Raw genomic sequence first — 22,850 nt, 5'->3', positions numbered from 1 at the left:
GTGGCCAGCAGGGGCTAAAGGATTTGTCAGGTCCTGCCAGGAGCAGGGTCTGCTGGGTGCCGCCTCCCATCAGGAGCGCCGACCCTAGGGCAGTGGCCTAACCCACGGCCAGTTGAATTTTCACTGGTGGCTGCCGGTCTACGGCTGCACTGGTCTATAACTAACCTGCTTTTCGCAAGTCATGAGGTAGAACATGAGCGACGACGATCTGGAAAATGATGACCTCGAAGTAGGCGACGAAGACGAGGGCGATGAAGGCCTCGAAGCGGCAGCTGATGATGGCGCCGAAGACGCTGGCGATGACGACAGCAGCCCGGCACCCGCTGCCAAGGGCAAATCCAAGGCCGCGGTCTCGGTAGACGAGATGCCGAGCATGGAAGCCAAGCAGAAGGAGCGTGACGCCCTGGCCAAGGCCATGGAAGAGTTCCTCGCTCGCGGCGGCAAGGTTCAGGAAGTCGAGGCCAACGTGGTCGCCGATCCGCCCAAGAAGCCGGACAACAAGTACGGCAGCCGCCCTATCTGAGTGGCTGATCGAAAAAAAGCCCGCCGTCGCTGCGGGCTTTTTTGTGTCTGTCAGTTTTGTGTTGCCTGTACCGGCCTCTTCGCGGGCTCGCCCGCTCCCACAGGGAACGCGCAGAAGCTGAGAGGGCAGTAAACCTGTGGGAGCGGGCGTGCCCGCGAATGGGCCGTGAAGCGGCGCCTGTCAGCGCCAGCGCGCGAGGATGTCGGGTAACTGCGACAGGCGCTGGATCTCAGCGTCCGGCGCCTGTTCGCCTACCCACGCCTTGCCCTGGGGGTTGAACCACACCGCCCGCAGCCCGGCGCGCTGGGCGCCGGCAATGTCATCGCCCGGGTGGTCACCGATGTGCACCGCTGCGCTGGCCTCCACGTCACCGCGGCGCAGGGCTTCGAGGAACGGCGCCGGGTCCGGCTTGCCGATGCCGAGGTCTTCGGCACACAGGGCAAAGCGGAAATAGTCCGCCAGCCCCAGCCGGCTTACGTCGGCATTGCCGTTGGTGACCACGCCCAAGGTGTAGTGGTGGCGCAGGATCTCCAGCACCGGCTGCACCTCCGGGAAAATCTCCACCTGGTGGCGGGCATGCAGGAATACTTCGAAACCTTCGTTGGCCAGCTCTTGCGCATGTTTTTCGCTGTAGCCGACTTCTTCCAGGGCATGAAACAGCACCCGTCGACGCAGGGCGCTGATACGGTGCTTCAGGCCGGGTTCGGCTTGTACCAGGCGCTCGCGAATGGCGAACAGGTGCTCCACCGGTACGCCGCCAAGGATCGGGGCGTTGGCTTCGAGCCAGTCGCGCAGCACGACTTCCGCGCTGGCAATCACCGGCGCGGTATCCCACAGGGTGTCGTCGAGGTCGAAGGTGATCAGCTTGATGCTCATGAGTCTGTGCCTTTGCTGCGTTTGGCCCGAGGGTGGGCGCTGTCGTACACCGCGGCCAGGTGCTGGAAGTCCAGGTGGGTGTAGATCTGCGTGGTGCCGATGTCGGCATGGCCGAGCATCTCCTGCACCGCGCGCAGGTCCTGGGACGATTCCAGCACGTGGCTGGCGAAGGAATGGCGAAGCATGTGCGGGTGCAGGTGCTGGCCCAACTCGCGCTCACCGGCCGCCTTCACCCGTTGCTGAACGGCCCGTGGGCTGATGCGGTTGCCTTGGCGGGTGATGAAAACCGCGCGGTCGCGCGGGTTGCCGATGCCGCGCAGGCGGTACCAGGCCTGCAATGCCTCGCGGGCCTTGCGGCCGACCGGCAGCACGCGGGCCTTGCCGCCCTTGCCCAGCACGTGCACCAGGCCGGCGGCGAGGTCCAAGTGATCGAGGTCGAGATTGGTCAGCTCGGACAGGCGCAGGCCCGACGAATAGAACAGTTCGAGGATGGCCTGGTCACGACGGGCGATGAAGTCATCGTCGACACCGCCATCAAGCAGTTGCAGGGCGCGGTCGGTGTCCAGCACCTTGGGCAACCGGCGTTCGCCCTTGGGCGCGCTCAGGCCGCTGGCCGGGTCGTGCTGGCACAGGCCTTCGCGGTTGAGATAGCGGTACAGGCCACGCACCGCCGACAGCAGCCGGGCCAGGCTGCGCGAGGACTGGCCGTGGTGGTGCTGGCGGGCGATCAGCTGGCGCAGCTGCTGGATCTGCAGCGCCTGCCAATCGGCAATGCCGTGCTCCTTGCAGTAGGCGACCACCTTGTCGAGGTCGCGACGGTAGCCCAGCAGGGTGTGCTCGGACACCTGGCGCTCGTTGCGCAGGTGTGCGCAATAAGCCTCCAGCTGGCGTTCCATCAGCGTACCGGGCGCAGGGTCTGGGTAACGCGTGGCACAACGCGGCCAAGCACCTCGGCAATGTAGCCAAGGAACAAGGTACCGACGCTGCTCTTGTAGTGTTGCGGGTCGCGGCTGCCGATGGCCAGCACCCCGTGCAGGCCCTGGTATTCCAGGGCAGCCACGGCGCTGGAGCCCACTTCCCGGCGCTGTTCTTCACCGAACAGGAATGCCAGCTCGTGCTCGCGCAGGTTGCCGCTGACCGTCTTGCCGCCGCCCAGCAGGGCACCGATGGCCTGCTGCGCTTCGGCGTTGCTCACCCAGCGCCCGACCGGCGCGACGTTTTCGCCGAACAGGATCAGGCTGACGAAGGGTACCTGAAATTCCTGGCGCAGGCTGTCTTCGACTGCCATCACCACTTCCTCCAGGCTGCCGGCGTCGAGCAGGTCGAGGATCAGCCGGCGGGTCTTGTCGAAAAGCCGATCGTTGTCGCGGGCCACGTCCATCAGTTGCGACAGGCGGTGGCGCATCTCGATGTTGCGGTCGCGCAGCAACTTGAGCTGGCGCTCCACCAGCGACACGCTGTCGCCACGCTGGTGAGGGATGCGCTGTTCGATCAGCAACTCGTCGTGCTCGGCGAAGAAGGTGGGGTGGGCGCGCAGGTAGGCGACCACCGCTTCGGCATCGAGCTCGGCGGACTGCTGGGGTACAACCTGGGGCTGATCGGTCATGGCGGTTACTCGCTTAGAGACGAACCTGTCCTTCGTAGACGCGTACGGCCGGGCCGGTCATCAGCACGGGCTTGCCGGGGCCGGCCCATTCGATGTGCAGGCGGCCACCGGGCAGGTCGAGGGACACCGGGGAGTCCATCCAGCCCTGGCTGATCGCCGCCACGGCGGCGGCGCAGGCGCCGGTGCCGCAGGCCTGGGTTTCGCCCGCACCACGTTCCCACACCCGCAGGTTGGCGCGGTGGCGGTCGATGACCTGGAGGAAGCCGGCATTTACCCGCTGCGGGAAGCGTGGGTGGTTTTCGATCTTCGGGCCCAGTTCACGCACAGGGGCGGTACGCACGTCGTCGACACGCAGCACGGCATGCGGGTTACCCATGGACACGGCGGCAATCGAATGCACCTGGCCGTCGACTTCCAGTGGGTAGTTCAGCGCCTGCTCGTCGGCGACGAAGGGGATTTCGGCAGGGATGAAGCGCGGTGGGCCCATGTCGACACTTATCTGGCCGTCGTTCTGCACGTCCAGTTCGATGATGCCGCTCTTGGTTTCCACTCGGATACGCTTTTTAGCGGTCAGGCGCTTGTCCAGCACGAAGCGGGCGAAGCAGCGTGCACCGTTGCCGCACTGCTCGACCTCGGAGCCGTCGGCATTGAAGATGCGGTAGCGGAAGTCCACTTCCGGGTTGTTCGGCGCCTCGACGATCAGCAACTGATCGAAGCCGATGCCGGTGTGGCGGTCACCCCATTGCTTGGCGTGCTTGGGCTGGATGTGCGCGTGCTGGCTGACCAGGTCGAGGACCATGAAGTCGTTGCCCAGCCCATGCATCTTGGTAAAACGCAGCAGCATGGGCTTACTCCGGCAGCAGGCTTTCGCCAGCGTACAATTCGGCGATGGTCTCGCGGCGGCGTACTTCGAAGGCCTGGTCGCCGTCGACCAGGATTTCAGCGCAACGGCCACGGGTGTTGTAGTTGGAGCTCATGACAAAACCATAGGCGCCCGCGGACTGTACGGCCAGCAGGTCACCTTCGGCCAGGTTCAGCACGCGGTCCTTGCCGAGGAAGTCGCCAGTCTCGCAGATCGGGCCGACCAGGTCGTAGGCACGGCCTTCGCCTGCGCGTGGCTTGACCGCGCTGACACCCATCCAGGCCTGGTACAGGGCCGGGCGGATCAGGTCGTTCATCGCCGCATCGATGATGGCGAAGTCCTTGTGTTCGGTGTGCTTGAGGTATTCCACGCGGGTCAGCAGGACGCCGGCGTTGGCCACGATGTAGCGGCCCGGCTCGAACACCAGGGCCAGGTCGCGGTCGCCGACGCGCTCGCGGATTGCCTTGATGTAGTCGGCCACCAGCGGCGGCTCCTCATCGCGGTAACGCACGCCGACGCCGCCACCCAGGTCCAGGTGGCGCAGATGGATGCCGCACTCGGCCAGGCGGTCGACCAGCACCAGCAGGCGGTCAAGGGCATCGAGGAAAGGCTCGACGGTGGTCAGTTGCGAACCGATGTGGCAGTCGACGCCGACCACTTCCAGGTTCGGCAGCTGCGCGGCCCGCACGTAGATGGCCTCGGCGTCGGCGATGGCGATGCCGAACTTGTTCTCTTTCAGGCCGGTGGAGATGTACGGGTGGGTACCGGCGTCGACGTCCGGGTTGACCCGCAGCGAGACCGGGGCAACCTTGCCCATCTCGGCGGCCACTACCTGCAGGCGCTCCAGTTCGTCGGTGGATTCGACGTTGAAGCAGTGCACCCCGACTTCCAGGGCACGGCGCATGTCCTCGCGGGTCTTGCCGACACCGGAGAACACCACGCGGTCGGCACGGCCGCCAGCGGCCAGCACGCGCTCCAGCTCACCGCCGGATACGATGTCGAAGCCTGAGCCCAGGCGTGCCAGCACGTTCAGCACGCCAAGGTTGGAGTTGGCCTTGACCGCGAAACATACCAGGTGCTCGGTGCCTTGCAGTGCATCGGCGTAGCTACGGTACTGGGCCTCGATGTGGGCGCGCGAATACACGTAGGTAGGGGTGCCGTAGCGTTCGGCGATGGCCGACAGGCCCACGCCTTCCGCGAACAGCTCGCCGTCGCGGTAGTTGAAAGCGTTCATCTGGTTTCCTTACTGCGCTGGCGACTGCTCGGGCTCGGACTGCAGCTCGGGTTGCTGCTCCTGCGTCGGGGCCGGCTTGGCTTTTGGCTGGTACTGGTGCGACTTGTGGCTGGCCTTGCCGTCCTTGCCATCTTCAGGCAGATACAGCGGGCCTTTCTGGCCGCAGGCCGAAACGAGGCAGGCAACAGCGACCAGCGCCGCGAGGGAGGAAATCAGGCGCTTCATGGGTGAAATCCTTAGAAATATGCAGTATTGCGCCCGAGTATACCGAGCGACCGACGGCTTGCCTATGCAAGGGCCGGCCCGCCGGGCGGGCTATTCTTACCGCCTGCAAGGGCCCTTTCGCGGCTGAAGCCGCTCCCACCTCGACCGCATTGGCCTCACGCCATGTGCAGTACTGTAGGAGCGGCTTTAGCCGCGAAGGTGCAAGTGAAGGTAGCGGCTAAACCTTTGCATTCGGCGGCAAGCGCCCGTATCTTGCCGGGCTTGCCTGTAACGCAGCCAATTTCGAGGTTCCTGCAATGAGTTTGAGTGAAGCGCGTTTCCATGATCTGGTCGACGCGACCCAACAGGCCCTGGAAGACCTGTTCGACGAGAGCGGCCTGGACCTGGATATGGAGAACTCCGCTGGTGTCCTGACCATCAAGTTCGACAATGGCAGCACGCTGATCTTCAGCCGCCAGGAGCCGCTGCGCCAGCTGTGGCTGGCCGACCGTTCCGGCGGTTTCCACTTCGACTACGACGAAGAAAGCGGCAAGTGGGTGTGCGAGAAGAGCGAGGAACTGCTGGGCGAAATGCTCGAGCGCATCGTCTGGGAGCGGGCCGGCGAGAAGCTGGACTTCGACGAGATCTGACATGGGCAGTACCCAGGCCCGGCCGCCCAAACCGCTCTACAGCAACGTCAGCCCCGCCGTGCCGTCGCCGTGCATCAGCGTTTGCCGGCTGGACGAACAGCGGGTGTGCACAGGTTGCCACCGGCATGTCGAGCATATTCGTGAATGGCGTTCGGCCGATGACGAACGGCGCCGGCAGATTTGCCGCGAGGCCCAGGCCCTGCGCGACCAGGCTAAGGCACACTGATCGCAGGGGCTTGAGTATTTACCCGGCTGTGGTAACGTCGGGTTCTGCGTCGGTGACGCCAAAGCCTTCACAAACCCCGCCCTTGGGCGGGGTTTTGCTTTATCTGCACGATGAAAACCGCCTGTTCAAAGGAGTCTGACTGGATCATGAGCACCAAGCCTTCCCTCATCCTCACCCGATTGGACGTACAACGTCTGGAGCGTCTGATCGACAGCCTCGACGAGAGTACGCCGGGTGTGCTCGCCCTGCAGGGCGAGCTGGACCGCGCCGAGCAGGTGGTCGGTCACGAGGAAGTCCCGGCTGGTGTGGTGACCATGAACTCGCGTGTGCACTGCCGTGAGGAAGCCAGCGGCAAGGACTACCACCTGACCCTGGTGTACCCGAAGGATGCCGGGCCGGAAGGCAAGGTCTCGATCCTGGCGCCGATCGGTTGCGCCTTGCTGGGGTTGTCGGTGGGCGAACAGATCGACTGGCCGGCCCCGGGGGGCAAGACCCTCAAGCTGAAGCTGCTGGAAGTGGAATACCAGCCGGAAGCGGCGGGCGATTTCGACCTGTAAGGGCCAGGGGGGCCGCTGTGGGAGCGGGTTTACCCGCGAAGAAGGCGACGCGGTGTATGGCACCGGCTTCGCCGGTGTTCGCGGGTGAACCCGCTCCCACATGTGTCCCCCGGCAACTCAGGATCCTTCTGCCAAAACCTGCTCCAACCCCTCGTTCAAAGCCTGCTCCAGCTCCCGCTTGTAGCGCAGGTACAGCTGCGTCGACCCCAGCTGGTCATCCAGCAGCTCGGACAAATCCAGGTCCGTGATGTAGCAGCGGTACTGCCCTGCACCACGTCGCTGCCCGATGATCTGCCGGGCCACCACCGCATACAACTGCTCACCATGCTCCAGTTCGGAAAACTCCTGCTGGTCGCAATACAGCGTCACGTGCGCCGCGCCTGCCACCCCGGCCTGGATGATCGCCTGCACCTCATAGTAAGGCTGGTCGCTACCCTCGACCGGCGCCTGGCGCGGCTCGATGCTGCGCGCCTTGCCTGGCCCGGAAGGCAACAGTTGCGCGTAGTGGATGTCCAGTGAAGCCGCGCGCTGGGTGTCCAGCGGCAGCCGGGCATCACGGCGCATCACCACCGAGCGCAGAAAGCGCTGCAGCGGCAACAGCAAGTGAGCTTCGTCGTGCAGCGGCAGGCGTTGCTGCCACAGGGCATTGTATTCATCCAGCACGTACAACTCGGCCCAGCCACCCTGCAGGCGGTAGAACACCTGGATGCAGGACGGCCGGCCTTGCTCCAGCACCAGGTGCAGGTCGTGGTCCTGCAGGGCGTTGGCATCCAGGTACAGTGGGCTGTAGGCGCTGCGTTCTTCGCCCAGGTGGTTCAGCAGTGCCTCATGCTCGGCCAAGGTGGTGAGGCCGACATGCCCGGCCATCAGCTCCAGCACATGGGTGTGTTGGGCCACCTGCAGCAGGTAGCGGTGGTTCAGGCCCTGGTCCAGCAGCAGTTGTACGGTGTCGAATATTTCCTCCACGCGTTGGCCTATGGCCTGGGCGCGGCTCTGGCAGAAGCAACGCACTCGCACCTTCGGCCGGTGTCCGCGCGGCACGGGGCTGTTGAGGAAGTCGCGCAGGCAGCGCACCAGTGCGTGCTCGCCGTCATAGCGCTGGACCAGTACTTCGTTCCAGCTGTTGAGGATGATCTGGTCCAGGGTCAGGACCAGGTTTTCGCGCACGCCTGCGTAGCTCAAAGAGTCTGTGCGCTCGGTGGTCATCAGGATGTTCAGGTCGCGGTGGTGGCGCAGCGGGTCGATGGCGACGTTGACCAGCAACAGCACCTCGTCGGCAACGCTCGGCTGCAACAAGCGCACCTCGCTGACGGTCGGCAAGGGCAGGGGAATGCTCTGCTGCAGGCAGCCGATCAGGTTGAATAGCTCGAATTCGCTGAGGTCGCTGACACCCGGGTGCAGCGCCAGGCGCGTGCTGCTGTCGATCACTCCGTTGCGATAAGCCCAGGTCAGCAACTCGAGCACCTCGCGGCAGCGTTTGAGCGGGCTGAAGTGGTCCACCTCATGGGGGCTCAGGTTGCCGGTGTACAGCTCCCAGTGATGGCTGCCGGGCTCCTTGCGATTAGGCGCTTGTACCAGGGTCAGGGTGCTTTCGGCCAGGTCCGGGGCGATACCGGGGTTGATGACTTCGACCTTGCCGGCGCGGCGCTCGAAGGCGGCGTAAAGGCGCCGGCCCAGCACATTGAGATCGCGTTGGTCGGCGCGGCTGCTGGCGTTTTGGGTGCGAGCGAACTGGCTGAGAAATCGGTAGCTATGGTTCAGTTCGGCCACCAGTTCACGGCGCTCGATGGCAACCTGCTGCACCTTCCATTGGTTGCGACTGTCCAGCAGGGCCAGCTGGCGCTCGTCCCAGCCCCATTCGTCGGCCAGGCGCTGCAACAGCCGGCGTTGCCAGCCATTGGCCCGGGTCGGGTCGCTGAGCTTCTTGTTAACCTTCAGGTACAGGCTGCGCCGCACCAGCTCCAGGCGCGCGTGTTCGCCACGCTGCAGCAGGTAGCGCTCGATGCGCCGGTACACCATCACGTAGGGGTCCAGCTCGTCGAGGTCTAGCTGGTTGGCGAACACTGCCTGCTTGTAGTCCAGGCTCAGGCAGCGAACGGTGGGGTGCTCGCTGGCATAGGACTCGGTCAGCAGCAGCTTGAGCAGCGACTTGTAGGGCGAGTCGATGCCTTTGAACAGCTGCCACAAGCCGGCGCCGACGAACTCGCCGGGCGGGATGTGCGCCAGGTTGCCGAGATCGAGGGCGTCCTGGCTGCGGATGAAACGCTTGGACAGCAGGGTCTGGGTATAGGTGTGGTAATCGTGTTCCTGGTAGACCGGCACCAGCCACCACAGTGGCGTGCGCCCGGCCAGCCAGATAGTGGTGCGGTAGAACTCGTCCAGCAGCAGATAGTGCTGGGTGGTACCGCAATCGTCGGAGCCGAGCTGGCCTTCGCGCTGGCCCTGGGCGAAACCTTGCGTGTCGATCAGGAAGAAGTGCGCCTCGGCACCCAGGCTTTCCGCCCATGCCTCAAGCAGCTGGCATTTGCGGCGCAGTTCGTCCAGCAGCTCATCGGCCAGGCCCGGGGCGTGGCAAACCCACAGGTCCATATCGCTTTGCTCGGCCTGGGCCAGTGAGCCCAGGCTGCCCATCAGGAACAGGCCGTGGATCGGCCGCGGTGGGTTGCCATGGCGGGCCTTGTAGGTGAACGAGCGGGCAAGACGCTGTGCCTCGACTACAAGATCGGCGCCTGGCTCGTAGCCCGATACGCCGGCAGGGGTGCTGCCGGAAACATAGCCTGGCAGCAACGGGTGGTTCACATGAAACAGCAGCGGCAGCAGTGTCAGCACCTGTTGCTGGCGCGTCGACAGGCCCTCCAGGGCCCGCTGCAGCCGGCCTTGGTTGAGCCGCAGGAAGCGCGCACGCAATGTCGCCAGGACCTTGCGGTCGATGCCTTCGTCCAGGTCGGGGCGGATTTCGTGGGGGTGGTTCATTGCGCACTCGGGCAGGCCAGCGGGGCTGTGGCGAGTGTAGCCTGAGTGGCGAGGTCGGATAAGCGGCAATTGAAATATTGGCGCCATTTTTCCAGCGCCCATGGGTGACTGCTGCAGCTTTCGTTGCGCTTGAGGCATGATGGGGGCCTCAAGCTGATTGCGAGGTTTTCCGATGCGTGTGTGGATCGATGCCGACGCCTGCCCCAAGGCAGCCAAGGATCTGATCGTCAAGTTCGCCCTCAAGCGCAAGTTCGAGGTAGTGATGGTGGCGGGCCAGGCTGTGGCCAAGCCGGCGTTCGCTATCGTGCGCCTGATCGTGGTACCCAGCGGCATGGACGCAGCCGACGATTACCTGGTGGAGCACGCCGTGCCTGGTGAGTTGGTGATCTGCAGTGACGTGCCGCTGGCCGACCGCCTGGTGAAAAAGGGCGTGGCGGCACTGGACCCGCGCGGGCGCGAGTTCGACGAGCGCAACATGGGTGACCGGCTGGCGGCGCGCAACTTGTTTACCGAGTTGCGCGAGCAGGGCCAGGTGGGGGGAGGGCAGGCGCCTTATGGCGAGCGCGAGAAGCAGGCTTTTGCCAATGCGCTGGACCGGATCATTGCCCGGTTGTCCAAACCCTGAAGCGACCCGGCTGGCAGGATGGACACGACGTGTGGGAGCGGCCTTGTGTCGCGAAAGGGCCGCGAAGCGGCCCCAGGATTTCAGCTTCGCCGCATAAATTGCCGGGGCCGCGCTGCGGCCCTTTCGCGACACAAGGCCGCTCCCACAGGGACCGCGTCAGATTCTGAATCTTGCACCAGTTACTCGTGCGTCAGCTCCAGCACCCGATCCACCAGCTTGTAGATCCCGCCAGCCGCTTCACTGATCGACTTGGCCTCCATGTACGCCGGGGTGGTCACCAGCTTGCGCTGGGTGTCCTCGACAATATCGTGCACATCGCATTCTTCATGAGTGCCACCCATCTTCTGCACGGCCGCCGCAGTGCCAGCGTCGGTACCGATGGTGCAGACCACGCCTGGCCCGTAGATCTTCGCCGCCAGCGCCGGCGAGATGCAGATCAGGCCGACCGGCTTGCAGGCGTCGGCAAAGGCTTCGGCCAGGGCCAGCACATCCGGGTTAACGGTGCAGTTGGCGCCTTCCACGGCAAAGTTGGACAGGTTCTTCGCCGCCCCGAAACCGCCCGGCACGATCAGCGCATCGAACTCTTCGGCCTTGGCCTCGCGGATGTCCTTGACCTCGCCGCGGGCAATGCGTGCCGACTCCACCAGCACATTGCGCGATTCGGGCATTTCCTCGCCGGTCAGGTGGTTGATCACATGCATCTGCGCAATGTTCGGCGCGAAGCACTGCACCTGCGCACCACGCTGGTCGAGGCGCAGCAGGGTGATCACGCTTTCGTGGATTTCGGCGCCGTCATAAACGCCACAGCCGGAAAGAATCACCGCTACTTTTTTTGTCATGCTTTTTACTCCAGTGTCGAGGCGCTAAATGTCCTCTAGTTTGGCAGATGTAGCCATAGGGATTCCTGCAAGCGCGGCCTAATCTTGGCGGATAACGTCTGAGGTCGTACCCATGGACCTGATCCTGCTGGCCGTGCCGTTCTTCTTCGTGCTGATCGCCGTCGAACTGCTGGCCGACCGTGTGCGTGGCCAGCGCAACTTCACCCTCGCCGACTCGATCAACAGCCTCAGCACCGGCGCACTGTCGACCAGTACCGGGTTGCTGACCAAGGGGGTGGGGTTGGTGACCTATGCGCTGGTGTTCGAGCACATGGCGTTGCTGCGCCTGCCGCCGCAGGCCTGGTGGGTGTGGTTGCTGGCCTTTGTCCTGTACGACTTCTGCTACTACTGGCTGCATCGTCTTGGCCACGAGCGCAACGTGCTGTGGGCTGCGCATTCGGTGCATCATCAGAGCGAGGAGTACAACCTCACCACGGCGCTGCGCCAGACCAGCAGTGGGTTCATCTTTTCGTGGCTGTTCTACATGCCGCTGGCGTTGCTCGGTGTGCCGCCGCTGGTGTTCATCACGGTGGCATCGCTCAACCTGCTGTACCAGTTCTGGGTGCATACCCGGCACATTCCCAAGCTGGGCTGGTTTGAGTGGGTGTTGATCACGCCATCCAACCATCGCGTCCACCATGCGCAAAATCCTGCTTACTTGGATCGCAATTACGGCGGGGTGTTCATTCTCTGGGATCGTCTGTTCGGTACCTTCAAAGAGGAGGACCCAGCCGAGCCGGTGGTGTTCGGGGTGACCACGCCGCTGGCCAGCTGGAACCCGCTGTGGGCCAACCTGCAGTTCTATGCCCAGCTCTGGCACGACGCCCGGCGCGCCGACAGCCTATGGGACAAGCTGCGCATCTGGTTCATGCCCACCGGCTGGCGCCCGGCCGATGTGGCTGCACGCTACCCGCAGGCCAAGCAGGACCTGGCGTTGTTTCGCAAGTTCGAGGTTGCCCTGGGCCGTGCGCAGCAGGCCTATGTGGCGGCGCAATTCGTGGGTTACGTGGCGCTGGGCAGCTATCTAATGGAGGTGGCCGAACGCGTGCCAACCGCCGCCCTGGTACTCGGCTGGGCGCTGATGGCGTTTGGCTTGTTCGTGCTGGGCGCGTTGCTGGAGAACCGGCCATGGGCCATGCGCCTGGAGTTGGTACGGCTGCTGGCGAATGCGCCGGCGCTGTACCTGGCGGGTGCATTGGGCCTAGCGGTGGTCGTGCCGCCGACCTGGTTCGTGCTCGTGGCTTACAGCCTGCTCAGCCTCTGGGGCCTGGGCTTTGCCCGCCGCCTTGCGCTCCGCGCGCAACGTGCGGAAACGCCGGCGCAGCCACAACAGGCCGCCCAGCGCCAACAGGCCACCGAGCACCCATAGCTCGTAGCGTTTCACGTTGCCCAGCAGGCCTTCAAGGATGGCGCCGAAGTGATACGCGGCCGCGCCCAGGGCCACTGCCCAGATGGCCGCGCCGATACCGTTCAGCAGCAGGTAGCGGCGTGGCGGGTAGCCGGACAGGCCAATGGCCACCGGCATGACCGTGCGCAAGCCATAGACGAAGCGGAAACTCAGTACCCAGATGTCGGGGTGGCGACGGATGTGGTCCAGCGCCCGGTCACCCATCGCCTGCCAGCGTGGCTTGCGTGCCAGGATCCTGCGCCCGTGGCGGCGGCCCATGAAGTACCACAGCTGGTCGCCGGCATAGCTGCCGAAAAATGCCACCAGACACACCAGGTTTATGTCCATGTAACCGCGGAACGCAAGGAATCCTGCAAGCACCAGGATGGTCTCGCCTTCGAAGAAGGTGCCTAGAAAAAGGGCGAAGTAGCCGAAATCCTGCAGGAATTGTTGAAGCATTTTCTGAGGTGCTGGCGAAATGAACGCGAAGCCTACCCCTTCGCGCGCGTTCGTGAAAGTGTCCAGATGTGTCTCGACATGAACAATTCCTGCTTGGAGAATGCCAGAAGCCACGCGCCACGGCTTGCCCTGGCGTGTAACACAGGCGTCATAATGGGCGCTTATCTTGCCGCTCAATAGATGATAGGGCGTTAACGTCCTCAGGAACGCCAGATGAATAATGAAGTGCTAACCCCTGTCGCGATCAAGGATGCTCAGGAACTCCCCGAAGAGATGGTGCAGACCCCGCCAGACCTGCCGCCAGCGCCCCTGCCTGCCGAACCGGTGGCAGAGACTGCGGCCCCGGCCCCTGCGCCGGCCCCGGCGATCGTCATCCCAGGCCTGGACGACAGCAGCCTGTACATTCATCGCGAACTCTCGCAGCTGCAGTTCAATATCCGTGTGCTGGAACAGGCGCTGGACGAGAACTACCCGCTGCTCGAACGCCTCAAGTTCCTGTTGATCTTCTCCAGCAACCTCGACGAATTCTTCGAGATTCGCGTCGCCGGCCTGAAGAAGCAGATCAACTTTGCCCGTGAACAGGCTGGTGCCGACGGCCTGCAGCCGCACCAGGCGCTGGCGCGCATCAGCGACCTGGTGCACAGCGAAGTGGAGCGCCAGTACGCGATCCTCAACGACGTGCTGCTGCCCGAGCTGGAAAAGCACCATATCCGCTTCATCCGCCGGCGTTACTGGACGCCGAAGCTCAAGACCTGGGTGCGCCGCTACTTCCGCGACGAAATCGCCCCGATCATTACCCCGATCGGCCTCGACCCGACCCACCCGTTCCCGCTGCTGGTGAACAAGAGCCTCAACTTCATCGTCGAGCTCGAGGGTGTCGACGCCTTCGGCCGCGATTCGGGCCTGGCGATCATCCCGGCCCCGCGCCTGCTGCCGCGGGTCATCCGGGTTCCGGAAGAGGTGGGTGGCCCGGGCGCCAACTATGTGTTCCTGTCGTCGATGATCCACGCGCACGCCGACGACCTGTTCCAGGGCATGAAGGTGAAGGGCTGCTACCAGTTCCGCCTGACCCGTAACGCCGACCTGGCGCTGGACTCCGAAGAGGTCGATGACTTGGCCCGCGCCCTGCGCGGCGAGCTTTTCTCGCGCCGCTACGGTGACGCCGTTCGCCTGGAGGTGGCCGACACCTGCCCGAAACACCTGTCGGACTACCTGCTCAAGCAGTTCAGCCTCAGCGAAAGCGAGCTTTACCAGGTCAACGGCCCGGTCAACCTTACCCGCCTGTTCAGCATCACCGGCCTGGACAGCCATCCCGAGCTGCAGTACACGCCTTTCACGCCGGCGATCCCCAAGCTGCTGCAGAATGCCGACAACATATTCAGCGTGATCGGCAAGCAGGACATCCTGCTGATGCACCCGTTCGAGTCCTTCACCCCGGTGATCGACCTGCTGCGCCAGGCCGCCAAGGACCCGCATGTGCTTGCCGTGCGCCAGACTCTGTACCGTTCCGGGGCCAACTCGGAAATCGTCGATGCGCTGGTGGACGCGGCGCGTAACGGCAAGGAGGTCACTGCGGTGATCGAGTTGCGGGCGCGCTTCGATGAAGAGTCCAACCTGCAGATGGCCAGCCGCCTGCAAGCGGCCGGTGCGGTGGTGATCTACGGTGTGGTCGGCTTCAAGACCCACGCCAAGATGATGCTGATTCTGCGCCGCGAGCACGGCGAGATCGTGCGTTATGCGCACCTGGGCACCGGTAACTACCACGCCGGCAACGCCCGTCTGTACACCGACTACAGCCTGCTGACCTCCGACGACGCCCTCACCGAGGACGTCGGCAAGCTGTTCAGCCAGTTGATCGGCATGGGCAAGACCCTGCGCATGAAGAAGCTGCTGCACGCGCCGTTCACCCTGAAGAAGGGCATGCTCGACATGATCGCGCGGGAAACCCAGTTCGCCCTCGAAGGCAAGCCGGCGCATATCATTGCCAAGTTCAACTCGCTGACCGACGCCAAGGTCATCAAGGCGCTGTACAAGGCCAGCCAGTCGGGCGTGAAGATCGACCTGGTGGTGCGTGGCATGTGCTGCCTGCGCCCAGGCATTCCGGGGGTTTCGCACAACATTCAGGTGCGCTCGATCATCGGCCGCTTCCTCGAGCACACGCGGGTGTTCTATTTCCTCAATGGCGGCGAAGAGCAGATCTACCTGTCCAGTGCCGACTGGATGGAGCGCAACCTCGACAAGCGCGTCGAGACCTGCTTCCCGGTGGAAGGCAAGAAGCTGTTGCTGCGGGTGAAGAAGGAGCTGGAAGGCTACCTGACCGACAACACCCACGCCTGGACCCTGCAGCCGGACGGGCGCTACGTGCGCAGCACGCCAACCGGCAACCAGAACCCGCGCAGTGCCCAGGCGACCCTGCTGGAGCGCCTGAGCAACCCGGTCCTCAACGTACGCTGAGGACGAAGCCGACCCGGGCCAGCCACTCCGCCTCGTTGGCGAAGTCGGCCTGGGTCAGCTGGTTCTGTTCCAGCCAGCCCTCCGGGAAGGCGACATCGAGGCTGCTGTCGGCAGCCTTGAGCTCGACCTTCGGCATCTGCTGATTGCCACGGATGTGGTGGAACAGGATGGCGAAGCGCAGCAGCACGCACAGGCGCAGCAGTTTGACCCCTTCCTCACCCAGTTCGGCGATCTTGTCCTTGGGGATGTTGCGGCGATGGCCGCGTACCAGCAAGGCCATCATCTGCTGGTCCTCGCGGGAGAAGCCCGACAGGTCGGAGTGCTCGATCAGGTAGGCGCCGTGCTTGTGGTAATGGTAGTGGGCGATATCCAGGCCGATTTCGTGCACTTTCGCCGCCCAGCCCAGCAGATCGCGCCAATTCCCGTCTTTCAGGTCCCACGCGTCGGCCACTTGGTCGAAGGCGTGTAACGCCTTGCGCTCGACGCGCGCAGCCTGGCCCTGGTCCACGTGGTAGCGCTCCATCAGCGAGTTCAGGGTGCGTTCGCGCACGTCTTCGTGGTGGTGGCGGCCCAGCAGGTCGAACAGTACGCCTTCGCGCAGGGCGCCGTCGCAGTGGTCCATGCGCTGCAGTTCCAGGGCATCGAAGATCGCTTCGAGAATCGCCAGGCCCGCCGGGAAGATGGTGCGGCGGTCCGGCTTGACGCCTTCGAAGTCGATCTTGTCGACCTCGCCAAGCTTGAACAGCTTGCGCTTGACCCAGGCCAGCCCTTCGGCGTTGACCTCGCCATTGCCCAGGCCGCCTGCCTTGATGGCGGCGCCGATGGCACGAATGGTACCGGACGAGCCGATGGCCTCGTCCCAAGTCAGGCGGTGCAGGGCATTCTCGATGCTCATCAGCTCCAGGCGCGCGGCGGTGTAGGCCTGGGCGTAGCGGGCCGGGGTTATCTTGCCGTCGCGGAAGTAGCGCTGGGTGAAGCTTACACAGCCCATCTGAAGGCTTTCGCGCAGCAGCGGCTCGAAGCGCTGGCCGATGATGAACTCGGTACTGCCGCCGCCGATATCGGCCACCAGGCGCTTGCCGGGGGTATCGGCCAGGGTGTGCGACACGCCCAGGTAGATCAGGCGCGCTTCTTCACGGCCGGAGATCACCTCGACCGGGTGGCCAAGGATGGCTTCGGCGCGCTGGATGAATTCGTTGCGGTTGCGGGCTTCGCGCAAGGCGTTGGTACCGACGATGCGCACGGAGCCTGCCGGCATGCCGTTGATCAGTTGGGAAAAGCGCTTGAGGCAATCCAGGCCTCGTTCCATTGCCTCTTCACTGAGCATGCGTTCTTCGTCGATGCCGGCGGCCAACTGAACCTTCTCGCCGAGCCGCTCGAGAATGCGGATTTCGGTATGGTGGGCCTTGGCCACGACCATGTGGAAGCTGTTGGAGCCAAGGTCGATGGCGGCGATCAGGGACAGGTTCTTCGCGATGGTATGCGGCATGATCTGGTTGTTCTCGGTCGTTAACCCGGCAATCGTGCCACGATAGCAGGCTGTCGCCAACGCGTGGCACACAGCCGTTGAGCTGGCCTTGATGTAAGGCAATGTGCCATTCGATGCTATGACGTCTGTATGACAGTTTCGATTCGTGGCGTCTTGCACAACTATAGTTACACTCAATCGTCCGCGGCTTCCTGTAGGAGACGGGTGCGGCTATGATGGGCAACGTTTTTTATTGCTTACGACCTTGGAGATTTCCATGAGCGACAAAATCAAACACGTCACCGACGCCAGCTTCGAAGCCGACGTACTGCAGGCTCAAGGCCCGGTGCTGGTCGACTACTGGGCTGAATGGTGCGGCCCATGCAAGATGATCGCTCCGGTTCTGGACGATATCGCTGCCACCTACGAGGGCAAGCTGACCGTCGCCAAGCTGAACATCGACGAGAACCAGGAAACCCCGGCCAAGCACGGCGTGCGTGGTATCCCGACGCTGATGCTGTTCAAGAACGGCAACGTCGAAGCCACCAAGGTCGGCGCCCTGTCCAAATCGCAGCTAGCCGCGTTCCTCGACGCCCACCTGTGATGTGAAAAAGCCCCGCAGATGCGGGGTTTTTTTTGCCTCTGCAAAGGCAGTCTTGCCCATGTAGGAGCAGCCTTGTGCTGCGAAAGGGCCGGTAAGGCTGACGTTGTCGCTGCGGCTGATGGCCTCTTCGCAGCACAAGGCTGCTCCTACAGACAGGTGTGTTGCAGCTGAAAATGGCAGGGCAAAACCACTAGACGCAGAAAAAAGCAAGTGTTACATTCGGCCTCGCACTGCTTCTCCAGTGCCCTCTACACGCCGTCGCCGAAGCATCCCTAATTCGAATCAGTACGCGATCCTGTCGCCATCTAGCGGCGCGGCCTCATTAAGCCAGAAGCTTAATTCTCCCTTCTTACATGATTACGTCATTCCCCTTATGAACCTGACTGAACTCAAGCAAAAGCCGATTACCGATCTTTTGGAAATGGCCGAACAGATGGGCATCGAAAACATGGCCCGTTCGCGCAAACAGGACGTGATTTTCGCCCTGCTGAAGAAGCACGCGAAAAGCGGCGAAGAGATCTCGGGTGACGGCGTGCTGGAGATTCTCCAGGATGGTTTCGGTTTCCTGCGTTCGGCTGATGCGTCCTACCTGGCCGGCCCTGACGATATCTACGTCTCGCCCAGCCAGATCCGCCGCTTCAACCTGCGTACCGGCGACACCATCGTCGGCAAGATCCGCCCGCCGAAGGAAGGGGAGCGTTACTTCGCCCTGCTGAAGGTCGACACCATCAACTTCGACCGCCCGGAAAACGCGAAGAACAAGATCCTGTTCGAAAACCTGACGCCGCTGTTCCCGAACAAGCGCCTGAAGATGGAAGCCGGTAACGGCTCCACCGAAGACCTGACCGGCCGCGTCATCGACCTGTGTGCCCCGATCGGCAAAGGTCAGCGTGGCCTGATCGTTGCTCCGCCGAAAGCGGGCAAGACGATCATGCTGCAGAACATCGCGGCCAACATCACCCGTAACAACCCCGAGTGCCACCTGATCGTCCTGCTGATCGACGAGCGCCCGGAAGAAGTGACCGAAATGCAGCGCACCGTGCGCGGCGAAGTGGTTGCCTCTACCTTCGACGAGCCGCCAACCCGCCACGTGCAGGTTGCCGAAATGGTAATCGAGAAGGCCAAGCGCCTGGTCGAGCACAAGAAGGACGTGGTCATCCTGCTGGACTCGATCACCCGTCTGGCGCGTGCCTACAACACCGTGATCCCGAGCTCCGGCAAGGTACTGACCGGTGGTGTCGACGCCCACGCCCTGGAGAAGCCGAAGCGCTTCTTCGGCGCCGCGCGTAACATCGAGGAAGGCGGTTCGCTGACCATCATCGCTACCGCGCTGGTCGAAACCGGCTCGAAGATGGACGAAGTGATCTACGAAGAGTTCAAGGGCACCGGCAACATGGAGCTGCCTCTGGACCGCCGCATCGCCGAGAAGCGCGTGTTCCCGGCCATCAACATCAACCGCTCCGGTACCCGCCGCGAAGAGCTGCTGACTGCCGACGACGAGCTGCAGCGCATGTGGATCCTGCGCAAGTTGCTGCACCCGATGGACGAAATCGCCGCCATCGAGTTCCTGGTCGACAAGCTCAAGCAGACCAAGACCAACGACGAGTTCTTCCTGTCGATGAAGCGCAAGTAAGCGTTTCAGGCCGGAATTTATGGGGCCGCTTCGCGCCCCATCGCGACACAAGGCCGCTCCTACAGGATTACGCATTCCCTGTAGGAGCGGCCTTGTGTCGCGATGGGGCGCAAAGCGGCCCCAAGTCATTTTTGGCTATTAAGCACTGAACGGCGCTACACTCTGCACCCCCGACCGATACGGCCAACATGAGGCTTCTGCATGCAGTATCGCGACTTGCGCGACTTCATCCGTGGCCTGGAACAGCGCGGCGAGCTCAAGCGCATCCAGGTTCCGATCTCCCCCGTCCTGGAAATGACCGAGGTCTGCGACCGCACCTTGCGTGCCAAGGGCCCTGCATTGCTGTTCGAAAAGCCCACCGGCTTCGATATCCCGGTGCTGGGCAACCTGTTCGGCACCCCGGAACGTGTGGCCATGGGCATGGGTGCCGAGTCGGTCGATGAACTGCGGGAAATCGGCAAGCTGCTGGCCTTCCTCAAGGAGCCGGAGCCGCCGAAGGGTCTGAAGGATGCCTGGTCCAAGCTTCCGATCTTCAAGAAAGTCGTGTCGATGGCGCCGAAAGTGGTCAAGGACGCGGTGTGTCAGGAAGTGGTCATCGAGGGCGATGACGTCGACCTCGGCGCTCTGCCAATCCAGCACTGCTGGCCGGGCGACGTGGCACCGCTGATCACCTGGGGCCTTACCGTCACCCGCGGCCCGAACAAGGACCGTCAGAACCTGGGCATCTACCGCCAGCAGGTTATCGGCCGCAACAAGGTCATCATGCGCTGGCTCAGCCACCGTGGCGGCGCCCTGGACTACCGCGAATGGTGTGAGAAGAACCCTGGCCAGCCGTTCCCGGTCGCCGTGGCCCTGGGCGCCGACCCGGCCACCATCCTCGGCGCCGTGACCCCGGTGCCGGACACCCTCTCCGAGTATGCCTTTGCCGGCCTGCTGCGTGGCAACCGCACCGAACTGGTCAAGTGCCGCGGCAGCAACCTGCAGGTACCAGCCACCGCCGAAATCATCCTGGAAGGCGTGATCCACCCGGGCGAAATGGCCCCGGAAGGCCCGTATGGCGACCACACCGGCTACTACAACGAAGTGGACAGCTTCCCGGTGTTCACCGTCGAGCGCATCACCCATCGGCAGAAACCGATCTACCACAGCACCTACACCGGCCGCCCGCCAGATGAGCCGGCGATCCTCGGCGTGGCGCTGAACGAAGTGTTCGTGCCGATCCTGCAGAAGCAATTCCCGGAAATCGTCGATTTCTATCTGCCACCGGAAGGCTGCTCGTATCGTATGGCGGTGGTGACCATGAAGAAGCAGTACCCGGGCCACGCCAAGCGCGTGATGCTGGGTGTGTGGTCGTTCCTGCGACAGTTCATGTACACCAAGTTCGTTATTGTCACCGATGACGATATCAATGCCCGTGACTGGAATGACGTGATCTGGGCCATCACCACACGCATGGACCCCAAGCGTGATACGGTGATGATCGACAACACCCCGATCGATTACCTGGACTTCGCGTCACCGGTATCCGGGCTGGGGTCGAAGATGGGCCTGGATGCCACGCACAAGTGGCCGGGCGAGACTACACGCGAATGGGGACGGGTCATCGTCAAGGACGAAGCCGTCACCCGCCGTATCGATGAGCTGTGGGATCAGTTGGGAATAGATTGATGCAGGTAACGTTGCAGCCGTCCGGGGCGGTGCTGGCGCTCGAACCCGGGGAACGGATCCTGGATGGAGCGCGGCGGCTGGGCTATGACTGCCCGAACAGCTGCCGCAATGGCAATTGCCATGTCTGCGCCGCGTTGTTGGTCGAAGGCCGGGTACGCCAGGACGGCGAAGTCCGCGACCATGGCGAGCTGTTCACCTGCATTGCCGAACCGCTGGAGGACTGCGTGTTGCTCTGGGATGGTGTGCTCGCCCTTGGCGAGCTGCCGGTGCGCAAACTGGCGTGCAGTGTCAGTGAGTGCGTCGAGGTCGGTGGCGACGTCTGGCGCGTGCGGTTGCGCGCGCCGGCTGGCAGGCCGCCGCGCTATCACGCGGGGCAGTACCTGATGATCGAGCGCGAAGGCGGCAAGCAGGCGGCGTTTTCGCTGGCTTCCGCACCCCATGCCGGACGCGAGCTGGAGCTGCATGTGCTGGCGCGCGAGCCCAGTGCGCTGCAACTTATCGAGCAGCTCAAGCGCGACGGCCTGGCGCGCATTGAAATGCCGTTCGGTGACACCCACCTGGCCGAGTTGCCCGATGGGCCGCTGGTGCTGATCGCTGCTGGCACCGGCATGGGTCAGATGCACAGCCTGGTCGAGCATTGCCGGGCACAAGGTTTCAAGCACCCGGTGCACCTGTACTGGGGCGTGCGTCGGCCCGAGGACTTCTACCAGATCGAGCACTGGGACGAATGGCAGCGCCTGCCCAACCTGTTCCTGCACCAGGTGGTCAGCGACCTGTGCGGTTGGGAAGGCCGTTGCGGCATGCTGCATGAGGCGGTCTGCGAAGACATCGCCGACCTAAACAGCGTGCATGTATATGCCAGCGGCTCCCCGAACATGATCTATGCCACGCTCGACGCCTTGGTCGAAGCCGGCATGGATGCGCATCGCATGCGTGCCGATGTGTTTGCCTACGCACCGCGCGGCTAATAACTGAAGTTTGAAAGTATTGGTATAAGGCGGTAATTGTTACCGCCTTGGCTAATAACTTTCACAGTTGCTGAAACAGTACTTTCCAGTCGTCGGGAGCGCGGATGAAACTCTGGCGGGAGGGCTTGAGTATTCCTGCACTTCTGTCCTATGGTTACTGCAAGCGCCCCTGGTACAGAGGCTTGGGGTCGCATCTTAATCGAATCTCGCTACATCCGTAGTTCACAGGGATAATGGCGGCAGCTTATGTCGGCACTTGAAAGTATGTCCTGGGAAGTTTCATATCCACCGACACTCGACTTCGGTCAGCAACATACTCGCGAACAGTTGTTCAACTCCATGAAGACAACCATGTCTCGCCATCAGGGTGGGCCGGTGTGGCTGTTCGCCTATGGTTCGTTGATCTGGCGGCCGGAATGCAACTCGGTGGAGCGCCAGCGCGCGCGGGTGCATGGTTACCACCGTGGCTTGTACCTGTGGTCGCATGAGCACCGTGGCACCCCGGAAACCCCTGGCCTGGTGTTCGGCCTGGACCGTGGTGGCTCCTGCAGCGGTTTTGCCTATCGGCTGGATGACAGCAGCCTGGACGATTCGCTGATGGCCTTGTGGCAGCGCGAGATGCCGTACCCGGCGTACCGGCCGCACTGGCTCAGCTGCCGGTTGGGTGATGGCAGCAAGGTGCAGGCCCTGGGCTTCGTGCTGGAGCGGCATTTGCCGTGCTATGCCGGGAACCTGCCGGACACCCTGCTCAGCCAGATCCTGGCCAGTGCCAAGGGGCGCTATGGCACCACGCGTGATTATGTCGAACAGACCCTGAATGCCCTGCGCAGCCACCAGATGCCCGATCGCAACCTGGAGGCGCGTTTCAGGCGCTGCCATAACCTGCGGGATGTTTGATCACCTGTGCCGGCTTCTTCGCGGGTGAACCCGCTCCCACAGGTACTGCACCTTCCTTGAGGGCGGTGCGGTCCCAGTGGGAGCGGGTTCACCCGCGA

General features: G+C 63.4%; 21 protein-coding genes and 1 pseudogene. 12 read left to right on the top strand and 10 right to left on the bottom strand.

Going from position 1 to position 22,850, the window contains the following annotated elements; translation table 11 throughout:
• Positions 1-193: 193 nt before the first annotated feature.
• The gene (gene sutA / locus RR51_RS00225) at positions 194-523 is read left to right on the top strand and encodes a transcriptional regulator SutA (RefSeq protein WP_013974748.1); all 330 of its coding nucleotides are present in this window, start codon (positions 194-196) and stop codon (positions 521-523) included.
• Between the two features lie 180 nt (positions 524-703).
• Here sutA and RR51_RS00220 read toward each other — a convergent pair whose 3' ends face one another.
• Genes RR51_RS00220 through lptM form a run of 6 tightly spaced genes read right to left on the bottom strand, consistent with a single transcriptional unit; the run spans position 704 to position 5,326 of the window.
• Entirely contained in the window at positions 704-1,399 is a 696-nt protein-coding gene (locus RR51_RS00220; protein WP_013974747.1) for an HAD family hydrolase, read from the bottom strand.
• On the bottom strand, positions 1,396-2,295 hold the full coding sequence (gene xerC, locus RR51_RS00215) for a tyrosine recombinase XerC (protein WP_039612304.1): 900 nt from the start codon (positions 2,293-2,295) through the stop codon (positions 1,396-1,398). The genes RR51_RS00220 and xerC overlap by 4 nt, the downstream gene beginning before the upstream one ends.
• On the bottom strand, positions 2,295-3,005 hold the full coding sequence (locus tag RR51_RS00210) for a DUF484 family protein (RefSeq protein WP_015272252.1): 711 nt from the start codon (positions 3,003-3,005) through the stop codon (positions 2,295-2,297). Before RR51_RS00210 ends, xerC begins: the two co-directional genes overlap by 1 nt.
• Before the next feature lie 13 nt (positions 3,006-3,018).
• Entirely contained in the window at positions 3,019-3,849 is an 831-nt protein-coding gene (dapF, locus tag RR51_RS00205) for a diaminopimelate epimerase (RefSeq protein WP_039612303.1), read from the bottom strand.
• Between the two features lie 4 nt (positions 3,850-3,853).
• Positions 3,854-5,101 carry a diaminopimelate decarboxylase gene (lysA, locus tag RR51_RS00200; protein WP_039612302.1) on the bottom strand — a complete coding sequence of 416 codons (1,248 nt, stop codon included), beginning with the start codon at positions 5,099-5,101 and terminating at the stop codon, positions 3,854-3,856.
• A 9-nt stretch (positions 5,102-5,110) separates the two neighbouring features.
• The gene (gene lptM / locus RR51_RS00195; protein ID WP_004375542.1) at positions 5,111-5,326 is read right to left on the bottom strand and encodes an LPS translocon maturation chaperone LptM; all 216 of its coding nucleotides are present in this window, start codon (positions 5,324-5,326) and stop codon (positions 5,111-5,113) included.
• Between the two features lie 296 nt (positions 5,327-5,622).
• Between lptM and cyaY the strand changes: the two genes are divergently transcribed.
• The 3 genes from cyaY to rnk all read left to right on the top strand — a co-directional run bounded on the left by cyaY (position 5,623) and on the right by rnk (position 6,738).
• The gene (gene cyaY, locus RR51_RS00190; RefSeq protein WP_004375540.1) at positions 5,623-5,955 is read left to right on the top strand and encodes an iron donor protein CyaY; all 333 of its coding nucleotides are present in this window, start codon (positions 5,623-5,625) and stop codon (positions 5,953-5,955) included.
• A 1-nt stretch (position 5,956) separates the two neighbouring features.
• Positions 5,957-6,181 (top strand): DUF1289 domain-containing protein, encoded by a 225-nt coding sequence (locus RR51_RS00185; RefSeq protein WP_039612301.1) that lies wholly within the window; start codon positions 5,957-5,959, stop codon positions 6,179-6,181.
• Between the two features lie 146 nt (positions 6,182-6,327).
• Positions 6,328-6,738 (top strand): nucleoside diphosphate kinase regulator, encoded by a 411-nt coding sequence (rnk, locus tag RR51_RS00180; RefSeq protein WP_023661830.1) that lies wholly within the window; start codon positions 6,328-6,330, stop codon positions 6,736-6,738.
• Between the two features lie 117 nt (positions 6,739-6,855).
• Here the strand turns inward: rnk and RR51_RS00175 are convergent, their stop codons facing one another.
• On the bottom strand, positions 6,856-9,711 hold the full coding sequence (locus RR51_RS00175) for a class I adenylate cyclase (RefSeq protein ID WP_039612300.1): 2,856 nt from the start codon (positions 9,709-9,711) through the stop codon (positions 6,856-6,858).
• 172 nt (positions 9,712-9,883) lie between these two features.
• On the opposite strand from RR51_RS00175, the gene RR51_RS00170 reads away from it, so the two are divergent.
• Entirely contained in the window at positions 9,884-10,336 is a 453-nt protein-coding gene (locus RR51_RS00170) for a YaiI/YqxD family protein (RefSeq protein WP_013974739.1), read from the top strand.
• 179 nt (positions 10,337-10,515) lie between these two features.
• On the opposite strand, the gene elbB is transcribed toward RR51_RS00170, so the two are convergent.
• Positions 10,516-11,175 (bottom strand): isoprenoid biosynthesis glyoxalase ElbB, encoded by a 660-nt coding sequence (gene elbB, locus RR51_RS00165; protein ID WP_013974738.1) that lies wholly within the window; start codon positions 11,173-11,175, stop codon positions 10,516-10,518.
• A gap of 112 nt (positions 11,176-11,287) precedes the next feature.
• On the opposite strand from elbB, the pseudogene RR51_RS31455 reads away from it, so the two are divergent.
• Positions 11,288-11,914, top strand: a pseudogene (locus RR51_RS31455) (sterol desaturase family protein); the annotation flags it as partial.
• Positions 11,915-12,415: 501 nt separating this feature from the next.
• Here RR51_RS31455 and RR51_RS28725 read toward each other — a convergent pair.
• The gene (locus RR51_RS28725; protein WP_161795729.1) at positions 12,416-13,060 is read right to left on the bottom strand and encodes a DedA family protein; all 645 of its coding nucleotides are present in this window, start codon (positions 13,058-13,060) and stop codon (positions 12,416-12,418) included.
• Positions 13,061-13,273: 213 nt separating this feature from the next.
• Here RR51_RS28725 and ppk1 point away from each other — a divergent pair, with 213 nt between their 5' ends.
• Positions 13,274-15,514, top strand: a complete 2,241-nt coding sequence (ppk1, locus tag RR51_RS00150) for a polyphosphate kinase 1 (RefSeq protein WP_013974735.1) — start codon at positions 13,274-13,276, stop codon at positions 15,512-15,514.
• Here ppk1 and ppx read toward each other — a convergent pair.
• Positions 15,501-17,003: an exopolyphosphatase gene (gene ppx / locus RR51_RS00145; protein ID WP_004375529.1), complete on the bottom strand. Its 1,503-nt coding sequence runs from the start codon at positions 17,001-17,003 to the stop codon at positions 15,501-15,503. The two genes, ppk1 and ppx, sit on opposite strands and share 14 nt — an antisense overlap.
• Positions 17,004-17,259: 256 nt before the next feature.
• On the opposite strand from ppx, the gene trxA reads away from it, so the two are divergent.
• From trxA to RR51_RS00120, 5 genes are all read left to right on the top strand, one after another.
• Positions 17,260-17,586, top strand: coding sequence for a thioredoxin TrxA (gene trxA, locus RR51_RS00140; RefSeq protein WP_012274768.1), 327 nt, complete (start codon positions 17,260-17,262; stop codon positions 17,584-17,586).
• A 373-nt stretch (positions 17,587-17,959) separates the two neighbouring features.
• Positions 17,960-19,219 carry a transcription termination factor Rho gene (gene rho / locus RR51_RS00135; protein ID WP_003253661.1) on the top strand — a complete coding sequence of 420 codons (1,260 nt, stop codon included), beginning with the start codon at positions 17,960-17,962 and terminating at the stop codon, positions 19,217-19,219.
• A gap of 201 nt (positions 19,220-19,420) precedes the next feature.
• Complete coding sequence (gene ubiD / locus RR51_RS00130) at positions 19,421-20,887, top strand: 4-hydroxy-3-polyprenylbenzoate decarboxylase (RefSeq protein ID WP_013974733.1); 1,467 nt, start codon at positions 19,421-19,423, stop codon at positions 20,885-20,887.
• Positions 20,887-21,855 carry a CDP-6-deoxy-delta-3,4-glucoseen reductase gene (locus tag RR51_RS00125; protein ID WP_013974732.1) on the top strand — a complete coding sequence of 323 codons (969 nt, stop codon included), beginning with the start codon at positions 20,887-20,889 and terminating at the stop codon, positions 21,853-21,855. Before ubiD ends, RR51_RS00125 begins: the two co-directional genes overlap by 1 nt.
• Before the next feature lie 246 nt (positions 21,856-22,101).
• Positions 22,102-22,752: a gamma-glutamylcyclotransferase gene (locus RR51_RS00120; protein ID WP_039612297.1), complete on the top strand. Its 651-nt coding sequence runs from the start codon at positions 22,102-22,104 to the stop codon at positions 22,750-22,752.
• The last annotated feature ends 98 nt before the right edge of the window (positions 22,753-22,850 follow it).

This window comes from Pseudomonas sp. C5pp (assembly GCF_000814065.1).
Classification (GTDB): Bacteria; Pseudomonadota; Gammaproteobacteria; order Pseudomonadales; family Pseudomonadaceae; genus Aquipseudomonas; species Aquipseudomonas asiatica.
Note: the sequence above shows the minus strand (reverse complement) of the source record. Positions and strands in the feature narration are given on the sequence as shown.

Bases quoted from the DNA above. Each gene is read 5' to 3' on its own strand.
- RR51_RS00185 (WP_039612301.1), top strand. From the start codon at position 5,957: ATGGGCAGTACCCAGGCCCGGCCGCCCAAACCGCTCTACAGCAACGTC.
- elbB (WP_013974738.1), bottom strand. From the start codon at position 11,175: ATGACAAAAAAAGTAGCGGTGATTCTTTCCGGCTGTGGCGTTTATGAC.
- RR51_RS28725 (WP_161795729.1), bottom strand. From the start codon at position 13,060: ATGCTTCAACAATTCCTGCAGGATTTCGGCTACTTCGCCCTTTTTCTA.
- RR51_RS00170 (WP_013974739.1), top strand. From the start codon at position 9,884: ATGCGTGTGTGGATCGATGCCGACGCCTGCCCCAAGGCAGCCAAGGAT.
- RR51_RS00125 (WP_013974732.1), top strand. From the start codon at position 20,887: ATGCAGGTAACGTTGCAGCCGTCCGGGGCGGTGCTGGCGCTCGAACCC.
- rnk (WP_023661830.1), top strand. From the start codon at position 6,328: ATGAGCACCAAGCCTTCCCTCATCCTCACCCGATTGGACGTACAACGT.
- RR51_RS00175 (WP_039612300.1), bottom strand. From the start codon at position 9,711: ATGAACCACCCCCACGAAATCCGCCCCGACCTGGACGAAGGCATCGAC.
- dapF (WP_039612303.1), bottom strand. From the start codon at position 3,849: ATGCTGCTGCGTTTTACCAAGATGCATGGGCTGGGCAACGACTTCATG.
- cyaY (WP_004375540.1), top strand. From the start codon at position 5,623: ATGAGTTTGAGTGAAGCGCGTTTCCATGATCTGGTCGACGCGACCCAA.
- ppk1 (WP_013974735.1), top strand. From the start codon at position 13,274: ATGAATAATGAAGTGCTAACCCCTGTCGCGATCAAGGATGCTCAGGAA.
- sutA (WP_013974748.1), top strand. From the start codon at position 194: ATGAGCGACGACGATCTGGAAAATGATGACCTCGAAGTAGGCGACGAA.
- xerC (WP_039612304.1), bottom strand. From the start codon at position 2,295: ATGGAACGCCAGCTGGAGGCTTATTGCGCACACCTGCGCAACGAGCGC.
- ubiD (WP_013974733.1), top strand. From the start codon at position 19,421: ATGCAGTATCGCGACTTGCGCGACTTCATCCGTGGCCTGGAACAGCGC.
- rho (WP_003253661.1), top strand. From the start codon at position 17,960: ATGAACCTGACTGAACTCAAGCAAAAGCCGATTACCGATCTTTTGGAA.
- lysA (WP_039612302.1), bottom strand. From the start codon at position 5,101: ATGAACGCTTTCAACTACCGCGACGGCGAGCTGTTCGCGGAAGGCGTG.
- lptM (WP_004375542.1), bottom strand. From the start codon at position 5,326: ATGAAGCGCCTGATTTCCTCCCTCGCGGCGCTGGTCGCTGTTGCCTGC.
- RR51_RS00220 (WP_013974747.1), bottom strand. From the start codon at position 1,399: ATGAGCATCAAGCTGATCACCTTCGACCTCGACGACACCCTGTGGGAT.
- RR51_RS00210 (WP_015272252.1), bottom strand. From the start codon at position 3,005: ATGACCGATCAGCCCCAGGTTGTACCCCAGCAGTCCGCCGAGCTCGAT.
- trxA (WP_012274768.1), top strand. From the start codon at position 17,260: ATGAGCGACAAAATCAAACACGTCACCGACGCCAGCTTCGAAGCCGAC.
- RR51_RS00120 (WP_039612297.1), top strand. From the start codon at position 22,102: ATGTCGGCACTTGAAAGTATGTCCTGGGAAGTTTCATATCCACCGACA.
- ppx (WP_004375529.1), bottom strand. From the start codon at position 17,003: ATGCCGCATACCATCGCGAAGAACCTGTCCCTGATCGCCGCCATCGAC.